The organism is Paenibacillus andongensis, assembly GCF_025369935.1.
Taxonomy (GTDB): Bacteria; Bacillota; Bacilli; order Paenibacillales; family NBRC-103111; genus Paenibacillus_E; species Paenibacillus_E andongensis.
The window spans coordinates 2,675,918-2,698,280 of the sequence record NZ_CP104467.1 but is presented as its reverse complement, the minus strand read 5'-3'; the positions used below and the strand labels follow the sequence as shown (position 1 = coordinate 2,698,280).

At 44.9% G+C, this 22,363-nt stretch carries 17 protein-coding genes; 2 read left to right on the top strand and 15 right to left on the bottom strand.

Annotation, left to right across the window (positions count from 1 at the left end; genetic code table 11):
• Positions 1 to 100: 100 nt before the first annotated feature.
• The 7 genes from NYR53_RS11875 to NYR53_RS11845 form a co-directional block, all read right to left on the bottom strand.
• Entirely contained in the window at positions 101 to 997 is an 897-nt protein-coding gene (locus NYR53_RS11875; protein ID WP_261306340.1) for a carbohydrate ABC transporter permease, read from the bottom strand.
• Positions 998 to 1,009: 12 nt separating this feature from the next.
• Positions 1,010 to 1,924 carry an ABC transporter permease gene (locus tag NYR53_RS11870; RefSeq protein WP_261305355.1) on the bottom strand — a complete coding sequence of 305 codons (915 nt, stop codon included), beginning with the start codon at positions 1,922 to 1,924 and terminating at the stop codon, positions 1,010 to 1,012.
• Between the two features lie 85 nt (positions 1,925 to 2,009).
• Entirely contained in the window at positions 2,010 to 3,014 is a 1,005-nt protein-coding gene (locus NYR53_RS11865; RefSeq protein ID WP_261305354.1) for a LacI family DNA-binding transcriptional regulator, read from the bottom strand.
• 159 nt (positions 3,015 to 3,173) lie between these two features.
• Positions 3,174 to 3,371, bottom strand: a complete 198-nt coding sequence (locus NYR53_RS11860) for a hypothetical protein (RefSeq protein WP_261305353.1) — start codon at positions 3,369 to 3,371, stop codon at positions 3,174 to 3,176.
• 42 nt (positions 3,372 to 3,413) lie between these two features.
• The gene (locus NYR53_RS11855; protein ID WP_261305352.1) at positions 3,414 to 4,184 is read right to left on the bottom strand and encodes a formate/nitrite transporter family protein; all 771 of its coding nucleotides are present in this window, start codon (positions 4,182 to 4,184) and stop codon (positions 3,414 to 3,416) included.
• 173 nt (positions 4,185 to 4,357) lie between these two features.
• Positions 4,358 to 4,789 (bottom strand): universal stress protein, encoded by a 432-nt coding sequence (locus tag NYR53_RS11850; RefSeq protein ID WP_261305351.1) that lies wholly within the window; start codon positions 4,787 to 4,789, stop codon positions 4,358 to 4,360.
• Between the two features lie 101 nt (positions 4,790 to 4,890).
• Positions 4,891 to 5,418, bottom strand: coding sequence for a hemerythrin domain-containing protein (locus NYR53_RS11845; protein ID WP_261305350.1), 528 nt, complete (start codon positions 5,416 to 5,418; stop codon positions 4,891 to 4,893).
• 138 nt (positions 5,419 to 5,556) lie between these two features.
• Between NYR53_RS11845 and NYR53_RS11840 the strand changes: the two genes are divergently transcribed.
• Positions 5,557 to 6,573 carry an acyltransferase family protein gene (locus NYR53_RS11840; protein ID WP_261305349.1) on the top strand — a complete coding sequence of 339 codons (1,017 nt, stop codon included), beginning with the start codon at positions 5,557 to 5,559 and terminating at the stop codon, positions 6,571 to 6,573.
• Positions 6,574 to 6,940: 367 nt separating this feature from the next.
• Here the strand turns inward: NYR53_RS11840 and pflA are convergent, their stop codons facing one another.
• The 4 genes from pflA to NYR53_RS11820 form a co-directional block, all read right to left on the bottom strand.
• Positions 6,941 to 7,681 carry a pyruvate formate-lyase-activating protein gene (gene pflA, locus NYR53_RS11835; protein WP_261305348.1) on the bottom strand — a complete coding sequence of 247 codons (741 nt, stop codon included), beginning with the start codon at positions 7,679 to 7,681 and terminating at the stop codon, positions 6,941 to 6,943.
• Between the two features lie 20 nt (positions 7,682 to 7,701).
• The gene (gene pflB / locus NYR53_RS11830; protein ID WP_261305347.1) at positions 7,702 to 9,960 is read right to left on the bottom strand and encodes a formate C-acetyltransferase; all 2,259 of its coding nucleotides are present in this window, start codon (positions 9,958 to 9,960) and stop codon (positions 7,702 to 7,704) included.
• Positions 9,961 to 9,986: 26 nt separating this feature from the next.
• The gene (gene adhE / locus NYR53_RS11825) at positions 9,987 to 12,593 is read right to left on the bottom strand and encodes a bifunctional acetaldehyde-CoA/alcohol dehydrogenase (RefSeq protein WP_261305346.1); all 2,607 of its coding nucleotides are present in this window, start codon (positions 12,591 to 12,593) and stop codon (positions 9,987 to 9,989) included.
• Positions 12,594 to 12,864: 271 nt separating this feature from the next.
• On the bottom strand, positions 12,865 to 14,049 hold the full coding sequence (locus NYR53_RS11820; RefSeq protein ID WP_261305345.1) for an MFS transporter: 1,185 nt from the start codon (positions 14,047 to 14,049) through the stop codon (positions 12,865 to 12,867).
• A 215-nt stretch (positions 14,050 to 14,264) separates the two neighbouring features.
• On the opposite strand from NYR53_RS11820, the gene NYR53_RS11815 reads away from it, so the two are divergent.
• Entirely contained in the window at positions 14,265 to 16,991 is a 2,727-nt protein-coding gene (locus NYR53_RS11815) for an EAL domain-containing protein (protein ID WP_261305344.1), read from the top strand.
• A gap of 52 nt (positions 16,992 to 17,043) precedes the next feature.
• Here the strand turns inward: NYR53_RS11815 and NYR53_RS11810 are convergent, their stop codons facing one another.
• From NYR53_RS11810 to NYR53_RS11795, 4 genes are read right to left on the bottom strand one after another with little or no spacing between them, the layout of a single operon-like run.
• Positions 17,044 to 17,460, bottom strand: a complete 417-nt coding sequence (locus NYR53_RS11810) for a hypothetical protein (RefSeq protein WP_261305343.1) — start codon at positions 17,458 to 17,460, stop codon at positions 17,044 to 17,046.
• The gene (gene ectB / locus NYR53_RS11805) at positions 17,460 to 18,743 is read right to left on the bottom strand and encodes a diaminobutyrate--2-oxoglutarate transaminase (protein WP_261305342.1); all 1,284 of its coding nucleotides are present in this window, start codon (positions 18,741 to 18,743) and stop codon (positions 17,460 to 17,462) included. The genes NYR53_RS11810 and ectB overlap by 1 nt, the downstream gene beginning before the upstream one ends.
• A 50-nt stretch (positions 18,744 to 18,793) precedes the next feature.
• The gene (locus NYR53_RS11800) at positions 18,794 to 20,575 is read right to left on the bottom strand and encodes an ABC transporter ATP-binding protein (RefSeq protein ID WP_261305341.1); all 1,782 of its coding nucleotides are present in this window, start codon (positions 20,573 to 20,575) and stop codon (positions 18,794 to 18,796) included.
• A 3-nt stretch (positions 20,576 to 20,578) separates the two neighbouring features.
• Complete coding sequence (locus tag NYR53_RS11795; protein WP_261305340.1) at positions 20,579 to 22,360, bottom strand: ABC transporter ATP-binding protein; 1,782 nt, start codon at positions 22,358 to 22,360, stop codon at positions 20,579 to 20,581.
• Positions 22,361 to 22,363 lie beyond the last annotated feature (3 nt).

Sequence of the window (22,363 nt, the reverse complement as noted above, 5' to 3'; positions counted from 1 at the left end):
CTTTGTATGTAACCCTTTACGCTCAGTCTGATCCATGGATGCACTTCTTGGTATCACCGAAAGACCGCCACCACCACCTTTCATGCTTGCCTTCGATTCATTAGCCTTTTACAGATCCAATCAGCACACCTTTAACGAAATAACGCTGTAAAAACGGATATAGAATGAGCAGTGGCGCCGCCGCAATGAGGATGACTCCATATTTGATCAACTCAGAGACCCTTTGTTTCGCTAAAAGAGAGTCAATATCCGATACCATGTCGCCGATAGGCTGGCTCTGGATCAAAATATTACGGAGGACCAGCTGCAGCGGATACAGCTTTTCATTCTCCAAATAAATTAAGGCATCGAAGAATCCGTTCCACTGGCGAACAACCGCAAACAGCACAAGGACCGCAATAATGGGTTTGGATAATGGAATCACAACACTCCATAGAAAACGCGTATTTCGACAGCCATCCATGAATGCCGCTTCTCGAAGCTCATCTGGGATCGTGGATTGGAAAAACGTCCGGGCAATAATAATTCCAAAAGCATCGACAGCCGATGGCAAGATGACCGACCAGATCGTATTCACCATGCCCAGATTTTTGACCAATAAATAAGTTGGAATTAAGCCACCGGAGAAAAACATCGTAAATACAAAGAACAGCATGAACGTATTGCGTCCATAAAAATCCTTACGGGAAAGCGGATATGCCGCTCCGATTGTTAAAGAAACACTGATGAGTGCACTTGCCACTGCGTATACGATCGAATTTCCATAACCAGACCAGATCTGAGGATCTGATAAAATTCTGCTATAACCTTCGAGTGTAAAGCCTTTGGGCCATAGCCACACATTGCCGGCATAGATTTGATCTGGCTCGCTGACGGAAGCAATAACGACGAAATAAAGCGGGTACAAAATCAACAATGCAAAGCCACTTAATACAAGGATGTTTAAAGCGTCGAACCATTTATCAGCGGTACTCTTAGCTGTAATCATTGGGCGAATGCCTCCTCTCAGTTAAAATAGGCCGCTGCCATTTATTTTTTTGACGATCCGATTAACGGAAAGCAGTAGTACGAAATTGATCAAAGAATTGAATAAACCTACTGCTGCAGAGAAGCTGTATTCCGCTCGCTGCAAGCCGATTTTGTACACATACGTAGCAATAATTTCAGACGAACTGGCATTCAGGTCATTTTGCATGAGAAATGCTTTTTCAAAGCCAACATTCATAAGGTTCCCGATGGCCAATATGAATAAAATGAGAATCGTTGGCTGAATCCCTGGAATATCGATATGCCAGATCCGTTGCCATTTGTTAGCTCCATCCACTACCGCCGCTTCGTGAAGATGCGGATCGATACCAGCCAGCGCTGCTAAGTAGATAACAGAGGCGAAGCCGGTTTCTTGCCATACACCGGAGAATACATAGAGGCTTTTGAACCATTCCGCCTTTGATAAAAAGTAGATCGGCTCGCCTCCAAAAAGTTGAATGATATGATTAATGAGTCCGCTGCCCGGTGATAAGAACACATACAACATACCAACAAGGACGACTGTTGAGATGAAATACGGAGCATAAATGACAGTCTGGATAAAACGTTTGTACCTTTCATGAAGCAGCTGATTGAGCAGCAACGCGATGAGGATAGGCACAGGAAATGAAACCACTAAAGAGAAAACACTAAGTCCTAACGTATTCTGAATGACAGTCCAAAAGTTGAAAGAATCGAAAAACCGCTGAAAATGCTCCATGCCTACCCAAGGACTTCCCCAGAAACCTTTGGAAGCGATAAAATCCTTAAATGCAATTTGAACCCCATACATAGGCCAATATTTAAAAATGATAAAATAAATCACTGTGGGCAGTATGAGCAGATATAACTCATAGTTGGCTCTGATCTGTTTAAGCGGGTCTTTGAACTTGTTCATTAGCAATGCTGCAGCCCCTTTCTTTTTGGAGAAATCGTTTACGTAAACGTTTTTCTAATGTTCAAAAAAAAGCTGAAACAGCTTTTTAACAGGAATCTCGCAAAATTAACGAGGTTGGTAGTCTGTATTCTGCGCTTATTGCGTCTGGCTTCTCAATCCGTTCTAACATAATCTCTGCTGCTTTCACGCCGATCTCGTAAGAAGGCTGCCGGATAACCGACAAAGGCGGACACGTAATTTGTGTCCAATCATAATCATCAAAACCAATAATAGCCAACTCGGCTGGAATTTGAATCCGACGTTCTTGTATGTATTTCATGGCGCCCATTGTCAATACGTTATTAGCAATAAACAGCGCTGTAATCTTCTGCTCGCCAAGAAGCGCCTTAACGCTCTCGTATCCGCTCTCAAAGTGAGATTCCGCCATCCTTACAATGGATGAATCAAACGGAATATCGTGATCTGCTAATGCTTTTTTGTACCCATCAAAGCGCTCATTACTCGTTGTAATCCCGAGTTCCCCGGTTAACAGCCCAATTCGGCGATGACCTTTCAGGATAAGCGTTTTCACTGCATCGTAAGCGCCTCCAATTCCGTCGGCCAACACACAATCCCCGTTATAACCCGTCGGATTGCGGTCGATGAACACAACGGGATAATTTGAGCGCACGATATCGTTTAGATAACTCACATCTTCAGCGATTGATGCAATAAATAAACCGTCAATTAACTTGGAGTCAAACAATTTAATCTGTTCTTTCTCATCTTCAATTTGTTCTGTTGTATTGTTGCTCAGCAGCAAATGATAGCCATGCTGCTTCAATGTATACTGAATACCTTGTGCTACCATCATAAAGAAGAAATTAGAAGTATCCGATGGAAGAACGGGCACGATGAGGCCGATTGTATTAGACTTCTGACTGCGCAAGCTCCTTGCTGCTGAATTTGGACGGTAATCGAGCTCTTCCATTGCTTCATAAACTTTGCGCTTAACTTCATCCGACACATAGCGAGTGTTATTAATAACATGTGACACTGATGCTATCGAAACGCCCGCATGCTCAGCTACCTGCTTAATGCCCGATCGCATAACATTCGACCCTCTTCTCTCAAGAAAACGTTTACGTAACCGTTTTCTTATATTATATGGTTGAATTCTCTGCTTTGTCAATGACTTTTTATGTATAGAAAAATCCCAAAATTCCGCTTTGGGATATTTTAGGATCTTTTTCTATTTTCTCTTTTTTCCTCATTTAACCTGATCTTTACTTAATAATGGCTCGTTTTCCATTTCATAGCCTGTTATTTTCTCTTTAACAATAGTCACTTTGCCCCCACTATTCATCAAAGTCGTTTTAACATCACCTATTTTGCAATCTCCGCAGACCCAACTGTTTTCTAACTTTCTAAACCCATTAGTCGAGCCACATTGTTCGCAAGTAATCATTTATCATCAACTCCTCGTTCAATGAAAAATGGATACTACACACTAATGAGAATGACGATAAACCAATGTATAAACGCCCGCTACAAATAGAGCCCCTCCAATTAAATTCCCCAAGTACACCGGTACCAGATTTTCCATAAAATCGATCCAGGTTGCCTGGTTTGCGAAAATAGCCGCAGGAATGACAAACATATTGGCAACGACGTGCTGAAATCCGATCGCTACAAAAGCCATTGTAGGGAACCATATTCCCATTATTTTACCTGCATCATCATCTGTCCCATAGGCTAACCAAACTGCAAGCCCAACTAACATGTTACAGCCAATACCGGATAATAGCGCTGCAGAGAATGGCTCTGCCGTTTTGGCGTGGACAATTTTTACAAGTTTAGTCAAATAAACACCATGTTCTGTTAAACCAACTTGATGCCCAAAAACATAGGCGATGAACACTGCTCCCAGGAAATTCCCAACTGTTATTACAGCCCAATTATTTACTAACTGATGAAATTTGATCTCTCCGGAAAAGAATGCAGCAGGTACTGCCATCATATTCCCAGTAAGAAGCTCGCCGCCTGCAATGATCGTTAATATCAGACCTAAAGGAAAAAAAGCAGCTCCTACTACGCTGCCTACGTCACTCCATGGGGCCGGAAATACGCTGCTAACCCTAATGTACAGTAAAAAGCCCAAGGCAATATAAGTACCTCCTAAAAAACCGAGAAAGAGCTGATTCCTGTACCCAAACTGTACCTTTTTCATTCCTGTTTCTACCGTACGTTCCCATATCTGCTCCTGTTTCATAAATCCCATGCTGACTTCCCCCTCCTTAGCCATTTCTTTCGTTTATAGAAGCTTCTAAGAATACTATGTGAATTACATCACATGAAAAGGTAGTCTAAAGAGGGCATGCCTCCGCGGTATCTGCCACTGCGAAAACTGCCCTTTAGAAATATGTTGAATGTAGAATCGTCAGTAAGGCACTACTATTTTACGACCAGTACCGGGAGCTTTGCATGTTGAACAATATTGTGGCTGACACTGCCAAGAACAAATTCACCAATACTACTAAGTCCTCTGCTGCCAACAATAATAAGATCCGCTTGAATTTCATCAGCATATTTCAGAATTTCTTTCGTAATCGACCCGCTTCTCACTTCAATATGAACATTCGAATAATCAGTAGTTTTTTCTTTTATTTTACCAATGACTTGCTCGGAGTAATCCAAATAATTGTTTTCAATGACAATAGGCGGTATGACAACCGAGGAACCAAGCACATATGTCGGAAGATTAAAAATATGAATAATATCCAGTTTCGAAAAATGATTCAACTTGGCCAACTTCAATGCAGAATCGAGCGCTTTATCGGAAGCTTCGGAACCGTCATAGGCTACTACTATTTTCGAATATAACATTTCACCTTCACCTCGTTTGTTTGATACCACCAGTATAATTCTTTCTAAGCTTAATCGATGTGAGAAAGATCACATGCTAAGCCAATAGCGAAATATACTTCTTAAGCTTTAGCATAAATATCGTTAAGCATTTGGTTCGCAACCGGGAAAAACATTTCCTCTTCGGACAGCAGATGCTCCGATAATACAGAGCAGGCCACTCTAAGCAGTGAGATCGCCTTTTTCAGCCTTATGCTGTCGGCACTTTTACATTGATCCGCAAATTCAAGAAATGAGCGGACAAAGCGTTCCGCTTGTTTATGATCCTCCCCCAGAACCCAGGTTGAGGTCCAAAAAGTAGGCTCCATCCCCTGATTCGCATACCCGGCCAGGATTGGCAAAACTTCATCTTCCTCCCAGTGCTCGTGAGCCTCCAGTTGAAGCATGAAGGTTTCCATCTGTTTTCGGATTTCTTGAAGCAAACGCTTTGACTCTTCCGAGCCAAGAATGCCGACTAGTTCGCTTGTGATTTCCTGGAAATGGACCAATTCTTTCTTTAGTGCGCTATGTTCGTCCTTTAAACGCTCAAGCATCTGTTGAAGTCTAGAAGTCTGAGCGTCATCTAACGGCATCCCAAGCTCAATAACCATACTTGATTCCTCCTTTTATTGCGTTAATCACATTGTAACTCTTTATTTCAGCTTTCACTGTGAGGAGAATCACTGCGGCAAATTGAAGCTAGGACTATATTAGAAGAAAAGGTATTTTTCGCAATGGAGGTAATCGTCGTGGGTAGAGAAAACAATGCTGCTACGAATACGTTTATGTTAAACGCTAAGTTTCTGCTCATTTTATTTGTGGTCATCGCTAATTGTATCGAGCCGCTGATTCAACAAAGTCCAGCTTTCCACTCCTTATATCTGGGTATTTACACCTTTCATATCCCCATGTTTGTCATGGTAACCGGATATTTCTCTAAAAATTTCCGTCTGGACATCTCAGGAATCAAAAGTCTTCAAATGATTTTTTACCATTATCTGATCTTCCAAAGCCTCTATTCTCTGCTCGATTTGCTAGCCTTCCATGCGCCGGGTGTCCGTTATTCTTTTTTCATTCCTTATTCGTTATTGTGGTTTTTATTGAGTCATTTTTGTTGGCGATTGCTCCTTATACTGTTTACAAAAATGCAGCATCCCCTTGTGATCTCTGTTGTTCTTGGAATACTTGTCGGTTATGCACCTTTTACCGGGACGATGCTCAGCTTTTCCAGGACACTAGTCTTCTTCCCTTTTTTCTTGGCCGGATACTATTTTCACCTCGATATGATCCCTAAACAGATCGTTCATATGAACAGATGGTTAAGCGCAATTGGCCTACTTGGTGTTCTGATCATTCTGAACGCGATTCCGCTTGATCCCAAATGGTTATATAGCAGTTTTACTTTTAAGGAGTTGGGTTCCTTTCATTGGTATGCAGGAGGATATCGCTTGGGCGTGTACGTGTTGGAAATTATCGCTTCCTTTTGCTTCTTGAGCTTCGTTCCTCGCAGCCAATCTATCCTTACAGAATGGGGCAAATATACCGTATATGTGTTTTTACTGCACGCTCTTATTACGAAAACAGCCATTTCGATGGGCGTTTTCTCGTATGTACGCACTCCTGTACAAATGACTCTCGTCTTGCTGCTTGCCGTCGCGATTACCTGGCTCCTATTGCAAGAATCGGTACGCCGGTTCAGTCGACCTCTTATCGAACCCAATCTATCTTTTTGGGAACGATGGATAGCTGGAAAACACAGCATATAGCAATTTCTAGCTCGGGTTCGATAGTTGCTGGCATTCACGGAACGCGAAATACTTGCATCCAAGACATTGACCTGCAAAAAGTACATCCTATTTTAAAGGATTTGTCGTTTTCACGGTGCTCACCTGTAAAACCTGCATCTCATTTGCTCGAAAAGCACCAACAGCGAATAAACCGTTCGATTTAGATGTATCTTTTGCAGGTCATCTCCTCTAATTCTACCTATTGTATGCTTTATCATGTATAGAATGCAGGTTGTTCATCTGCTGACAGGTAGTTACTAGCGAAAACTATGGCTTCTTCCTTTTTGCTTCACGGCTAAATTCTTATAGTTTAAATAACAAAATAAAACCACCCAGCAAGTTAATGCTAAAGTGGCTTTGTTTGACTTGCTATATTACCCATCTCAATGAGATTCCTCGCTCTGGCAACTTCCTGATCAGTTGGTGTAGGACATTGTTCAAGCGGGTATTCTTTCCCCATTTGCTGCCACTTATAGACGCCCATTCTGTGATAGGGCAGCAGCTCCAATTTACTAACATTAGGCAATGAACCGATGAACTTACCGAGCTCGCGTAAATCCTTGTAGTCATCCGTCCACCCAGGTACAAGCACATGTCGGATCCAGACAGGCTTATCGATCTCATTCAAATGTTCGGCAAAGCGAATGATACGATCATTAGGCTGTGCTGTAAGTTCGATGTGCTTATCAGGATTGATCTGCTTCAGATCGAGCAGTACTAAATCCGTCACATCCAAAAGATCCTGTGCATGACTCGGCTCACAAAATCCGTTCGTATCCAGTACGGTATGCAGGCCCCAGCGTCTTTTGCACTCAGCAAATAAACGGGCCAGGAAGGGAGCCTGAAGTGTTGGCTCCCCGCCTGTTACAGTAATTCCGCCGCCTGAACGGCGATAGTATTCGAGGTAAGGTTCAATCTCATTTAGAATCTCCTCTACATCCATCTGCTTGCCCGTATTCATTTCCCATGAATCCGGATTATGGCAATACTTACACTGCAGCGCACAGCCCTGCATGAACAGAACAAAGCGGATGCCAGGACCATCAACGGTGCCAAAGGAGTCGAAGGAATGTATGCGTCCTTTCATCGGTCTGTCCCCCTCTCTATTTACATCGTGCCGTGAAAAGTACGATGTATCACATCAAGCTGTTGTTCCTTAGTCAGCTTGATGAAGTTCACGGCATAGCCGGAAACACGAATCGTCAATTGTGGATATTGCTCCGGATGCTCCATGGCATCCAGCAGCTTTGCACGGTCAAAAACATTAATATTCAGATGATGACCGTAATTGGCCATATAGCCATCGAGCATGGAAACAAGATTCGAGATGCGTGACTCCTCTTCCCTGCCAAGTGCCTTCGGTACGATGGAGAACGTGTTGGAAATACCGTCGAGGCAATGCTCGTAGGGAATCTTGGCAACAGAAGCCAATGAGGCCAATGCACCTTTCCGGTCACGTCCATGCATAGGATTGGCGCCTGGTGCGAAGGGCTCTCCGGCTTTGCGCCCATCTGGGGTGCTTCCTGTCTTTTTCCCATAGACGACATTAGAGGTAATGGTCAGAACGGACATCGTGGGCACTGCCCCGCGATACGTCTTATGCTTCCTGATCTTATTCATAAACGTTTCCGTCAATTGAACGGCAATGGCATCTACACGATCATCATTATTGCCATACTGCGGGTACTCGCCTTCAATTTCAAAGTCGACCGCAATGCCATTTTCATTGCGGATCGGGCGTACCTTCGCATATTTTATCGCACTCAGTGAATCAGCAACTACGGACAATCCGGCGATACCTGTTGCCATCGTGCGTATAATTTCACGGTCGTGCAACGCCATCTCAATCCGCTCATAGCAGTATTTGTCATGCATATAGTGAATAACGTTAAGTGTGTTCACATACAGCTTCGCAAGCCACTCCATGATCGTATCGAATTTCCCCACTACTTCTTCATAGTTCAAAATATTAGAAGTCAAGGGAGCTAACCGGGGCCCCACTTGTATCCCTAGCTTCTCATCCACACCGCCGTTAATGGCATAGAGCAGAGCCTTGGCCAGATTGGCGCGTGCGCCGAAAAATTGCATCTGCTTGCCGATGCGCATCGCGGAAACACAGCAAGCAATACCGTAATCATCCCCATAATATGGCCGCATCAGGTCATCATTCTCATATTGAATCGAACTGGTCTCGGCCGATACTTTTGCACAGTAAGCTTTGAAGCCATCGGGCAGCTTGGTCGACCACAGCACGGTCAGGTTCGGTTCAGGTGCAGGCCCTAGATTGTATAAGGTATGCAGAAAGCGGAAGGAATTTTTCGTCACTCGCGCTCTGCCGTCCAGTCCCATGCCGCCAATTGATTCTGTTACCCAAGTAGGGTCTCCACTGAAAAGCTCGTTATAGTCGGGGGTACGTAAAAATTTGACGATGCGAAGCTTCATAACAAAATGGTCAACAAGCTCCTGCGCCTCTACTTCCGTCAATGTTCCATCCGTTAGATCTCTTTCGAAATAGATATCAAGAAAGCTCGATACGCGCCCAAGGCTCATCGCCGCTCCGTTCTGCTCCTTGATGGCTGCCAAATAAGCGAAGTATAACCATTGTACGGCTTCCTTGGCATTCGTCGCCGGCTTCGCAATATCAAAGCCATACGTTTTGGCCATCTGTTTTAATTCGCCCAGACTGCGGATCTGCTCGGAAAGCTCCTCTCGCAGCCGGATGACATCTTCGGTGATCGCATCCACTTCCATTTGCAGGAGGTCTTTCTTCTTTTCTTCGATCAACCGATCCACACCATACAGAGCGACACGTCGGGAATCACCAATAATGCGGCCACGACCATAAGCATCAGGAAGCCCTGTAATGATTGCAGCCTTACGCGCTGTTTTCATTTCCGAGGTGTAGGCATCGAACACACCTTGGTTATGTGTTTTACGAATATCTGTAAACACTTGGATCATTTCTTCCGGCAGCTTAAAGCCATAGGCCTCGCAGGCGTCGATGACCATGCGAATGCCGCCGAAAGGCTGCACAGAACGCTTGAGCGGAGCATCGGTTTGCAAACCGACAATTTTCTCTTTGCTCTGTGCGATATAGCCTGGTGCGTGAGAAGTAATCGTGGACACTGTCTGGACATCGATATCCAAGACGCCTCCATTCTCCCGTTCTTGGCGGGTCAGCGTGCTAACTGCCTGCCACAGCTGATCTGTAGCTTCTGTAGGACCTGCCAAGAAGGAATGATCTCCTTCGTAAACCGTTATATTTTGATCGATAAAATCTTTCACATCAATGGTCGTTTGCCATTTGCCTTTCACAAACCCACTCCAACAACGGCCTGCCTTTAAGTCCTCTTCTCGTATTGCCATGGTGGTACCTCCTTAGGTTTGCACGATTAAAACTTTCCGTAAAAAGCATTCCGATAAACGTCAGCGAGCTCTGTCACTAGAGGCATCCGAGGATTCGCTGTTGTACATTGATCTTCAAACGCCCGATCCGCCAAGTAATCTACACGCGTCTCGAATTGTTCCGCATTGAATCCCAAATCCTGAAATTTCTCAGGAATACCGAGGATTTTATTCAGCTTACGGATGGCCTCGATGAGACTGTTTACTCCTTCTTCCGTTGTCTTCGCTGGAAGCCCAAGCATACGCGCGATTTCCGCATAGCGTTGATCCGCTATGAAGTGATCGTATTTCGGGAACGAAGTGAATTTCGTCGGTTTTTGAGCATTATAGCGAATTACATGCGGCATCAAAATCGCGTTGGTGCGACCATGCGCGGTGTGGTATTCGCCGCCCCATTTATGCGCCAAACTGTGGTTAATACCCAGGAAAGCGTTCGCGAAGGCCATTCCGGCGATCGTTGAAGCATTATGCATTTTCTCACGTGCAATTGGATCTGCTGTGGCAAACGATTTCTCTAAGTTTTGGAACACCATTTGGATAGCTTTCATGGCTAAACCATCGGAATAATCATTCGCCATAACGGATACGTAGGCTTCAATAGCATGGGTTAGGACGTCCATTCCCGTGTCGGCTACCGCCGTCTTCGGCAAGCTATACACATAGTCAGGATCAATGATGGCAACGTCCGGTGTAAGCTCATAATCAGCAAGCGGATATTTGGTATTGCCCTTCTCTTTGTCTGTAATTACAGCGAAAGACGTCACTTCGGAGCCAGTCCCAGAAGTCGTAGGTATCGCGACGAATTTCGCTTTGCGCCCTAGACGCGGATATTTGTAAACCCGTTTACGAATATCCATGAATTTTTGCTTTAAGGCATCAAAGCTCGTATCTGGGTATTCATAGAACAACCACATCGCTTTAGCCGCATCCATCGGTGACCCGCCACCTAACGCAATAATGCAATCCGGCTGGAAGCTTGCCATCTGTGCCCGGCCGCGTTCCACCGTTTCAACAGATGGATCGGGCTCCACATCCGAGAACACTTCGATGTAGACTGGCAGCTGTCGTTTGCGGAGGTAATATTCTACACGTTCTACGTAACCTAGCTTCACCATCATGGGATCCGTGACAATCATGACGCGTGTAATGTCAGGCATTTTTTCTAAATACTGTGTAGCACCTTTTTCAAAATAAACTTTTGGCGGTATTTTAAACCACTGCATATTGACTGTTCGATAAGCAACTCGCTTCACATTGATCAGATTCACGGCGCTCACGTTAGAGGTTGTGGAGTTATGACCGTAAGAACCGCAGCCTAGTGTTAAGGAAGGCAAGTTAGTATTATAAATGTCTCCAATAGCACCGTGGGTGGAAGGTGAATTGACAATAATGCGTCCTGTTTGAAGCTTACCTGCGAACGCTTGGATGACCTCCGCATTCTGAGAATGAATGACGGAGGAATGTCCCATACCGCCAAACTTCACCACTTCCACAGCCCGATCAATGCCTTGCTCAGCATTCTTCACTTTGTAACAAGCGAGCACAGGGCTAAGTTTTTCAGCCGATAATGGAAATGCCTCACCAACGCCTGCTAACTCCGCAACTAGTATTTTCGTAGCCGCAGGCACCTTAATACCAGCCATCTCAGCAATTTTCGCAGCAGGTTGTCCGACTATTACCGCGTTAACCGCACACTTCTCAGCGTTAATCACCAACTTGGAAACTGCTTCTGTTTCTTCTTTATTTAAGAAATAACAGCCCTGTTCAATCATTAACTTTCTTGTTTCCGCATATACCGATTCTTCAATAATAACCGCTTGTTCAGAGGCGCATATCATCCCATTGTCAAACGTCTTGGATAAAATCAAATCATTGACAGCTTGCTGCAAATTCGCTGTTTTCTCAATGAAACAAGGCACATTGCCGGGTCCAACACCCAAAGCTGGCTTTCCAGTACTATAAGCTGCCTTCACCATTGAAGACCCTCCCGTTGCCAGAACAAGCGCTACATCCGGATGATTCATCAGCAGTTGGGTAGCTTCCACAGATGGATGCTTTACCCATTGAATGCAATGCTCCGGTGCGCCTGCTTTAACAGCTGCGTCCAGCAATGTCGCTGCAGCTGCGCTGCTAGATTGTTGTGCAGATGGATGGAAAGCGAATATGATTGGGTTGCGGGTCTTTGCCGCGATTAATGACTTGAACATCGTCGTCGAAGTCGGATTGGTAACGGGCGTCACGCCAGCAATAATGCCCACGGGCTCAGCAACCATTCGGTAGTTCTCATACGAGTTTTCCTCAATCACTCCAACTGTCTTGTTATTTTTAATGCTGTGGTAGATATATTCAGTAGCAAATAAATTCTTGGTAATTTTATCTTCGTAAACACCCCGACCGGTTTCCTCAACAGCAAGCTTGGCTAGAACCATGTGCCTATCAATGCCTGCTAATGCCATTTGCTGAATCATTTGGTCAACCTGCATTTGATCCAGCTTCAGAAATTGCTGCTGAGCTATCTTCGCTCTGGCTACCAGCTCATTGACTTCGTCTTGAGCAGAAATCTGTTCAATCCTCTTCGCTTCTTTTGTTGTCATGGTTCATTCACTCCTTTATTTTCAATCCATGTGAAGCTGTTGTCTTGAAGTTCTACCTTTAGATTAAACTTAATCAGGAACCCCAACTATGACAAAAATCACAAGATGAAGGATTAGAGCGCTTAATTCCTTGAACGATTTGTGAATATTTTCACATTCTAATTTACAGGTGTAAGACGGCAGTTCTATGTGCATAAAACTTGCCGCTCAGGCTGACATACCGACCAAAAAGCTCATCGCCGACAATGCTCAACTTTTTTCCCGTATTTCTTTAAGGTGAACCAAGAACTTTCTGTTTTCTGCGAATCCATATAACAAATCCAAACACGATAACACACGTCAAGGATACCCATGAACTATATAAAAAAACTTGCCTCATCCCGTAAGCTGAGCTCATAATTCCACCTAAGAAGCTGCCGATAATACGGGCGGCTCCAAGGCTGAGCAAGCCGTTAAGTGTTTGACCGCTGGCCTTCCATTCTGAAGGCACTTCACGGTTGATAAACGTGGCAAGCGTAACAGAAAGCACGATGAAAATAAGTCCGTGCAGCAGCTGCACCGGTAAGATCCAAAGCGGATTCCCGATTAAGGTAAACAAGAACCACCGGATCGAAGATGCGAGCGCGGCCACAATCAGAAGGGCTGAGATAGGGACGCGTTTGAAAATCCAGCCGGAAAACAGAAGAAACGGCAGCTCGCTGAGTGAAGAAATCACCATCGACCAGCCTAGCAGCATGCTGTCTCCTCCCATCTCCTTGAAGTAGATTGGGAAGAATGCGTAATAGTAACCCAAGGTGATTTGAACAACAAAGTTGATACCCAAATAAAACATCAGCTTACCGTTACGGAAAAGCTCCCGGAAACGTTTGCCGGTGACATTAGTCTGGCGGCCGGCAGCTGGCGGAAAACGCCAGAGAAACAGCAATGCGGCGGCCATAGTTCCGGCGTAGACAGGGAACATTGAGCCAATGTGTGACTTGGCTGCTATACCGAAAGCAAGAGACATGACAGCGAAGCCCACTGTACCTCCCAGGCGAATCCAACCAAAACTCCAAGTGGGACGCCTGTCCAATTCTTCCAATGTAATCGCATCACTGATTGCAAATATAGACGTCTGAAAAAATGTGAACACACAGATTAACAAAAGCAGGTAAATGAAATGATGTGAGAGCGGGAAGAACAAAATGGAAACACCGCTACCCATCAATAGAAAGCGAAGTACGCTATTCTTCGTCTTGGCCCGGTCACTGAGCGCCCCCCAAACCGGTTGGCCAAACATCGCAACCAAAGGTCCAAGGCTAAGAAGCATCCCGATTTGCTCCTGAGAAAATTTAGCGCTATGCAGGTAAACCGGCATAAATGTGCCGTAAACAGCGTTTCCCATGTAGATGACTACGTAAAACAACAAAAAAGCGTTCATCTTCGTTGTCAGCCCCTTCTTTCCTTTTAGAATCATACATCATTTAAGAAGCAATCTCTTCCTTTTCACGAACGAGAAGTCGGCAGTATTAACTGTACGACAGTGTAGTATGCGGTTCAAGAACTATTTTTTAGGAAATTCGAGATGTTGGTCGGGGATGTCCGAGTGGTTCGACTTAGCTTCTCAGAGGAAGGAGTTTATCAGTTTTTGTCGAAATTCATAGGTACTATTAACTACTTCAGGAGAAACATATGAAAAAGCAATTTAATACCTCAAAAATAGATCCTAATCCAAGTACGGAAGCTATCATTGCCTTGCAAAATGAAAATGATTACCTCAAAAAAGCCATTCTCGATATCGTGCAAGGTATTGAAAGTGAGGCTGCAGATAGTTTTTTTATACACTTGGTTCAATATCTAGCTCGCGTTTTAAAATGCTCCTATGCTTTCATTGCTGAAGTCGATCACCAGTCCGTAAAAACGATCGCCATGTATCAGAAAGGAGAAATGATAGAGCAATTTGAATACACGTTGGAATATACACCTTGTGAAAATGTAGTAAATGAAAAGCGTCTTTGTTGTTATCAAGAGTGTGTGCAGAACTTATTTCCCTTGGACTCGGATTTGACCAAATTTGATATTCAAAGCTATCTGGGTATTCCTCTCTTACATGTCGATGGTACTGTCATTGGCATACTTGTTGTGATGCACGATCAACCGATTCATGACAGGTTTCTCGCAGAAACGATACTGAAAATTTTCTCGTTTAGGGCATCCGCTGAGCTAATACGATTGTTGGAAGAGAAAAAACTAAAAATTAGCGAGCAGAATTTACTAACTTTAATTCATACGATGCCAGACATTGTTGTTTTTAAAGATGGTAAAGGCAGATGGATCGAAGCGAACAACGCGGTTCTCCGACTATTTGAGTTAAAACAAGATACATACAAAGGTAAAACGAACAGCGATTTCCAAAAAACCAATGAATTTCACAAAGAAATGTTCATTACATGTGAAAAAACGGATCAAGAAGCCTGGGAGGCAGGCAAACCTATTATTTTCGAAGAAGAAATTAAACGTTCCCGCGGTGCAAGTATGATGGTTGAATATACCAAAGTGCCCATTTTTGATCATAAGGGAAACCGACAATGGCTCATTGTTATTGGACGTGACATTACGGATCGGAAATTCCTACAAGATAACTTAATAGGTCAAAATGATATTTTGGAAATGATCGCAAAAGGCAAACCACTTCGTGATATTTTGCATCGAATTATTGAATTAGTCGAACAACAAAGCGGCGCTATTTGCTCGATTCTTTTATTGGAAAAAGAATGCTTGAAACATTGTGCAGCACCAAACCTTCCAGAATCCTACATTCGTGCGATTGATGGCGTGGAAATAGGGCCAACTGTAGGTTCATGCGGAACAGCCGCTTTCTTCAATACCAAAATCATTGTTTCTGATATCGGAAATGATCCACTATGGGATGACTATCGGGAGATTGCATTCCTTCACGGTCTTAGAGCTTGTTGGTCCGTGCCGATAACGGATAAAAATAATCAGGTGCTTGGAACATTCGCCATGTACTACAAAACTCCCAATTCTCCCCAAACCTATGAGCTTAATTTGATTGAACGAGCGGCCTATCTGGTAAGTTTGGTGATTGAACGGGATAAAGCGGAAGCAACCATTCGTCACATGGCTTTTCATGATTCTTTAACCGGACTTCCGAATCGAAAATCGTTTCAACATATGCTCGAAGAAGCCATTGTTGATGCTGAGCAAAACGATCAAATCGTTTCCGTGCTTTATCTGGATTTAGACCATTTCAAAATGATCAACGATTCCATGGGGCACTCCTGGGGAGATGTTCTACTGCAGAATGTTTCGGATCGATTGAAAAATCTGATTACGAATAGAGGCGTTGTCTCACGTCAAGGCGGGGACGAATTTACGATATTGTTACCGGGCACAACCAAACAAGAAACGGAGGATATTGCTAAATCAATCCTGGTTGCTTTGACCATTCCCTTTCGTATTCAAGATCAAGATTTATATATCTCAACTAGTATCGGAATCAGCATGTTCCCTTCTGATGGGAGCACGTTTGAAGCATTGATCAAACAGGCAGACATCGCGATGTATCAGGCGAAAAGCCAAGGGGAAAATTTATACCAGTTTTATGTAAAAGAGAATGAGTATCCTGCCTCTGAACATGTAGACCTCTACAGAAATCTAAGAAAAGCATTAGACAACAATGAATTTGTACTTGTTTATCAACCGCAATACGATATAGCAACGAAAGAATTCATTGGTGTAGAAGCTTTAATTCGGTGGAATCATCCCGAGAAGGGAATCGTCTCTCCCATGCAATTTATTCCATTTGCCGAAGAAGTTGGACTCATTGTTCCAATTGGGAAATGGGTCTTGCATGAGGCCTGCAAACAGTGGCGTTTATGGATGGACCATTTTGGAAGTACATTTAAAATGTCAGTCAATTTATCCTCGAGGCAGATGTATGAACCGGACTTAATTGAATTGATGACCAAGATTTTGAATGAAACAGGGATGGACCCTCATTTCTTGGAAATTGAAGTTACGGAAAGCATCACGATGAATCTGGACCGAGCAACGATGCTGCTTTCCAAACTGAAAGGCATTGGAGTAAGCATTTCCATTGATGATTTTGGTACGGGGTTTAGTTCATTGGCGTATTTGAAGAACTTCCCTATCGACCGCATTAAAATTGATCGAACATTTATTAAAGATCTTTCCAATGATATTAGTGATCAAAACATCGTGAAAACAATCATCGCTTTGGGGATAAATTTAAATCTAAAAGTAATCGCTGAAGGCGTCGAGTCTGAGGAGCAGCTCACTCTTTTAAGAAACTATGGTTGTCATGAAGCACAGGGATATTTTCTGGGACTTCCCATGTCTGCGGATCACATTGCTAAGCTTATTAATTCGGAGTAGTTTCTTTCAGTGAAATAGAAATACCCCCGGAAAATAATTCCAGGGGTATTTCCTAAAGGCTCAAAATTGCATGCCAAATGAAGATGACAAACCAGATAACAAACAGACAAACTGTTACTAAAAAAGTTGTATTAATAGAAATGCTTTTCTTATGGTTATTTCTAATGCTCAAATGATCTTGTCTAACATTTCCTTCATTATCCAATAATCGTACGTTCAATTTGTTAAGATGATTGGATGCAGAAAGTAAAGCAGAGATCGAAACAACCGGCCATAAGAATAAAGTGATCAACAATACAGCTAATGCATTCATGAGGTACTCATTTGGTAGAACAATCTTTAATTTAATGATTAGCATGGCTGCAAGGTTAAAAGCAAGAATACCTAGGCCCAAATAACCTATGATGATTCCTTTTTTCTTATTTCTCATATCAATCTCCATATCATTGCTTTCCCGCCACTTGGCCATCAGATTAAAGCGTGCTGCCTTAATCCGGATTTCTCAAAGCATTCTTGAACCGCCTGTCTCAACATGGAGCAGCCCTGCTCAAGCTCCTCCATCGATATGGTTAACGGGGGCATCAGCTTGATGACAGCGTCTTGACGGCCCACCCTTTCCAAAATGAGTCCCAACTCATAACAGCGGCTGGCAATTTCTTTGGAAATGTTCTCATACTTGCTTGCGGATACATCAACGCCCCATAGCAGACCCATTCCCCGAATCTGGATATCCTCGCTTATCGGAGCGATTTCCTCCTGCAAAAACCGACTGACAAAATGAGCTTTCAGATGAACCTCAGCCTCTAAGTTATATAACTCCCTGTATTCCAGTGCTGCAGCTGCCCCGACAAACGCCAATTGGTTGCCGCGGAAAGTCCCCGTATGCTCCCCTGGATGCCAAACATCCAATTCCGGCTTTAACAAGGTAATGGCCATCGGTAGTCCATAACCGCTAATCGATTTGGACAACACGACAATATCTGGAACGATTCCTGCCCGTTCGAAAGAGAAAAACGGACCTGTTCGGCCGCAGCCAACCTGAATTTCATCGCAAATGAGCAAAATATCATGCCGGGTACACAGATCGCGAAGACGCTGCATCCACTCGATTGGCGCTTCATTCAAGCCTCCCTCCGCTTGCACCGTTTCAAAAATAATGGCTGCTGGCTTGTCGATACCGGAATGGTCATCCGTCAGTACAGCTTCCAAATAGTGGATGGTGTCAAATGTATTCATGAATCCGCATGGAAAAGGCATAAAGGAAACATTGTGTAAATCCGTACCCGCCGCCAATCTGTGGTACAGGTTGCTGGTTACCGATAAGCTGCCAAGCGACATGCCGTGGAAAGCCCCCATAAAGGAGAAAATACCTGAACGTCCTTTGACTTTGCGAGCCAGCTTTAACGCTGCTTCCACAGCATTCGTACCGGTCGGTCCGCAAAATTGAACTTTATAATCAAGCTCTCTCGGCTTCAAAATGAGCTCTGAAAATGTATGCAGGAACGACTCTTTCGCCGAAGTAAACATATCGAGTCCGTGGGAGATGCCGTCTGATTCCAAATATTCGACCAGCTTACTTTTGATGTAATCGTTGTTGTGACCATAATTCAAAGCGCCCGCTCCTGCAAAAAAGTCGATAAACGTTCTTCCGGACTCGGCGTACAGCATAGAACCTTTTGCTTTCGTGAACACATCGGGAAAAGACCTGCAGTAAGAACGTACATTCGATTCCATTTTTTCGAAAATAGACATGAATTCCACTCCTCTTATCTTTCGATTGATTTCATGAAAGCATCCTTCTCTTACGCGGTGACCGGTTCCGTCTCGTGCTCGTTATGCGATTGCTGCCGGTACAGCTTTGCGTATAAACCTTCTTTGGCCATGAGCTGCTGGTGGCTTCCCTTTTCCTTTACAACACCTTGTTCCATCACATATATGACGTCCGCCTTCTCAACTGTTGATAGCCGATGAGCGATCATCAGGGTCGTCCTGTCTTTCATCAAAGTATGTAAAGCACTCTGCACCCAAAACTCGGATTCAGCATCCAGCGCAGAGGTAGCCTCATCGAGAAGGAGAATCGGGGCATTTTTGAGCAAAGCCCGGGCAATGGCTATTCGCTGACGCTGTCCTCCAGATAACGAAGTTCCCCGCTCGCCAACCATCGTATCGTAGCCGTCAGTCAGCTCCATAATGAAATCATGCGCATACGCCGCTGTTGCCGCATCCTTCAAGTCTTGATCCGTCGCATCTGGTTTGCCGAATCGGATGTTATCGCCAATCGTACCGTGAAACAAATAAGGGTCCTGTGGAACATAAGCAGTTAGCTCCCGAATTTCAGAAAGCATATAATGACCCAGCGGCTTGCCAAGCAAACGGATCGTCCCGCCATTAGCCGGATAGAAGCCGAGAAACAGCTTCATGACGGTGCTTTTACCGCTGCCACTGGCGCCTACGAGGGCCGCTATCTGTCCTTTCTGCACAGATAGTGTACTCCCGTTTAGAATGCCGGCCGAGGTACCGTAATCAAAAATCACGTCGTTCATTTCCAATTCTGTACTTGGCAACGCCTCCTGCTCGCTGACCTGTGGAGGTACGGACGAATATCGATCCGGCTCCGCCCTCTCATCAAGCAGCTCGAATACGCGTGCGGCCCCGGCAAACGAATGCTGAATCAGAGAAACGATACTGCCAAGCTGCAGAAATACCATCGAAACGCCCGTTTGCAGTTGGATGATTTGCCCCAAAACGCCAAGCTCGATTAAATTTTGCGAATACATGATAATCCCAACAACGAGCATGCCGCCTAAGCTCATGAAGTTAATCACGAAATTCACGGCTTCAAGAAGACCCGTTTGATGCCCCTGCTTCATCGCTGAGGCTGTGACCTCCGCATTCCTATCATGGAATCGCTTCGTAACTGTACGATGAAGTGAGAACATCTTGATCACTTGCAGGCCGGCCAGCAGGTCAGATAACCGTTCGGTCAAACCGCCCGTTTGCTCTTGAAACCGATCACTTATTTTCCGCAAAGGGCGTGCGAAGCGCGTGTTGATCAAGATGGACAGCAGGCCGAGCGCCAGCAAAACCAAGGCAAGCCGCCAATCGAGTAGGAACATAACGACTAGTGAGCCGACCAATGTCAAACATTCTACAGTGATCGATTTCAAATGCTCCGTAAACGTTTGTTCCATCAAGTGCATATCATTCGTCGTTCGCGAAACGATATCTCCGGAATGATGGGTTTCATAGTAGCGCTGCGGCAGCCGTCCCAACCGTTCAAAAACGAGCAGCCGGATGTCCGCCATCGTTTGTTTTACGCTGCGATGATACATATAGCTAAAAAACGGCGACAGGACACTAAGCATGACGAACGTGCCGCCAACGATCCAAACCGCCTTCATGAGCACAGCATGATCGCGATGAACGGAAAATTCAAGTAAATATTGAATAACGAAAGACATTAGAATAGCAATGCTCGCATTGCTTATGCTATCTCCGATTAATCCGATGAAATACCTTTTACGGCGCAGCTGCATAAAAGACATCAGTCGTTTAAATTCCTTGTAGGACTGTCTAAGGAACATGACTTAAGCCCCCTCTCTGTCTGCGCTGGCGGTACCGTCTTGCAGCACAAATTGTTTGAAGTACAGCTTTTTGTAAGGACCATTGCTGCGGATTAATTGCTCGTGCGTGTTGCATTCCACAATTTTCCCATCGCTCATAAAAATCACATAATCCGCTTTATCTAACGTCGTCAGGCGATGCGTGATGACGAGAACCGCACGGTCCTTCATCACCCGTTCGATCGCTTCCTGAACGATAGCTTCGGAGTGCGTATCGAGCGCGGATGTCGGCTCATCCAACAGCAGAATCGGCGCATCCTTCAACAGTGCCCGCGCGATCGCAATCCGCTGCTTCTGACCTCCTGACAAGGAACCCCGTTCTCCGATGACCGTTTCATACCCTTCCGGCTGCTGCATAATAAAATCGTGCGCATTCGCTTCTTGGGCCACCCGGACGATATCGTCACGGGTGGCATGAAGGTTCCCAAAACCGATGTTCTCGGCAATCGTGCCCGGAAATAGGTGCGTATCCTGAGAAACGAGTGAGATTTGGCTGCGAAGCTGCTTCAGACTCCACTCATGCAAGGGCCGGCCGAGCACCTTAATCGTACCGCTGCCCGGTGCCAGTTCATAGAAGCCGCAAAGCAGCTTGAACAGTGTGCTTTTCCCGCAGCCACTGGAGCCTACGAGAGCGATCGTCTGCTGATTTTGCAGCCAAAAGCTTAAACCGTTCAGCACATTCGTTTGTCCGTCATAGGAGAACGTGACGTTATCAAATTCAATCGGTGCTGCATTTAGGTACAATTCTTGGAATGAGCGGATATCTTGTTCCACCGGCATATCAAGAACATCAAACAATCGCCTAGCTGCCCCGGTCACTTCCTGAACCTGAGCGGACAGCACCGGGATCATCGATATGGGCTGTAGAACAAACGAAAACATATACAAGAAAATGATGATGTTGCCGGAAGTCAGCTCGCCTTGTTCAATCAAGTAGCCGCCGATGGCGACCATCAAAATGAGCGGTGTCGAAAGCAGCAGAATACTGATTGGCGACATGAGTGCGCGACGCTTTTCGAGCTGCAGGCTTTTGGACAAAACCTGCTGCATCACGCTGCTGTATTTTGCGAACAACGTATCCTGCCTGTTAAAAGCTTTGACCATCGAGATTCCGCCGATCATATCTTGGGTGACCGCATTAGCAGCGCCCAATTGTTCCTGCAGCTGTTCGGAATATTTGCTTATTGGCCTGCTCAAAACGGCTGTCACGGCAATACCAACTGGCAGCAGGATGAGACTGAACAGGATCAGCTTCCAACTCGTAAGCAAAAGAATCGTAAGCGCACTGACAAAGACCACCGGCATGTAAAATAGATTGGCAAAATGGTGGATAAAAAAGTTTTGCAGCACGGTCGTATCGTTCGTCAGGCGGGATACGAGATCACCCGATTGCTGCTTCTCTACAGTGGAAACCGGTAGGTTCTCCAGATGATCCGCAACCGAATTGCGCAAATCGCGCAGCGCGTAAGCACTAAACCGGGTTGAAGCATATTTGATCAAATACTTCGAAATCACACCGATCAGCGCCATAATGCCAATGAAACCAGCGGAAAACAGCAGCTTCTCCGAAGAGCTGTCGACCATTTGCTCAATTAGCTTCCCCATCCCGATATCGACGCCTGCAGCCATGAGCGAGGTTACAATCGTCAGAAGAACCCAAAAGATGTAAGGCTTGATGTAGGCCATCAGCCGAAAAAAAATCGGCTTTGGTCTTGGTAGCTGTGTCTTGCTTTTTCGACTGGCCAAAGT

Bases quoted from the DNA above. Each gene is read 5' to 3' on its own strand.
- NYR53_RS11800 (WP_261305341.1), bottom strand. From the start codon at position 20,575: ATGTTCCTTAGACAGTCCTACAAGGAATTTAAACGACTGATGTCTTTT.
- pflA (WP_261305348.1), bottom strand. From the start codon at position 7,681: ATGAAAGGACGCATACATTCCTTCGACTCCTTTGGCACCGTTGATGGT.
- NYR53_RS11815 (WP_261305344.1), top strand. From the start codon at position 14,265: ATGAAAAAGCAATTTAATACCTCAAAAATAGATCCTAATCCAAGTACG.
- NYR53_RS11850 (WP_261305351.1), bottom strand. From the start codon at position 4,789: ATGTTATATTCGAAAATAGTAGTAGCCTATGACGGTTCCGAAGCTTCC.
- NYR53_RS11810 (WP_261305343.1), bottom strand. From the start codon at position 17,460: ATGGCCAAGTGGCGGGAAAGCAATGATATGGAGATTGATATGAGAAAT.
- NYR53_RS11865 (WP_261305354.1), bottom strand. From the start codon at position 3,014: ATGCGATCGGGCATTAAGCAGGTAGCTGAGCATGCGGGCGTTTCGATA.
- NYR53_RS11820 (WP_261305345.1), bottom strand. From the start codon at position 14,049: ATGATTCTAAAAGGAAAGAAGGGGCTGACAACGAAGATGAACGCTTTT.
- pflB (WP_261305347.1), bottom strand. From the start codon at position 9,960: ATGGCAATACGAGAAGAGGACTTAAAGGCAGGCCGTTGTTGGAGTGGG.
- NYR53_RS11855 (WP_261305352.1), bottom strand. From the start codon at position 4,184: ATGGGATTTATGAAACAGGAGCAGATATGGGAACGTACGGTAGAAACA.
- ectB (WP_261305342.1), bottom strand. From the start codon at position 18,743: ATGTCTATTTTCGAAAAAATGGAATCGAATGTACGTTCTTACTGCAGG.
- adhE (WP_261305346.1), bottom strand. From the start codon at position 12,593: ATGACAACAAAAGAAGCGAAGAGGATTGAACAGATTTCTGCTCAAGAC.
- NYR53_RS11860 (WP_261305353.1), bottom strand. From the start codon at position 3,371: ATGATTACTTGCGAACAATGTGGCTCGACTAATGGGTTTAGAAAGTTA.
- NYR53_RS11845 (WP_261305350.1), bottom strand. From the start codon at position 5,418: ATGGTTATTGAGCTTGGGATGCCGTTAGATGACGCTCAGACTTCTAGA.
- NYR53_RS11870 (WP_261305355.1), bottom strand. From the start codon at position 1,924: ATGAACAAGTTCAAAGACCCGCTTAAACAGATCAGAGCCAACTATGAG.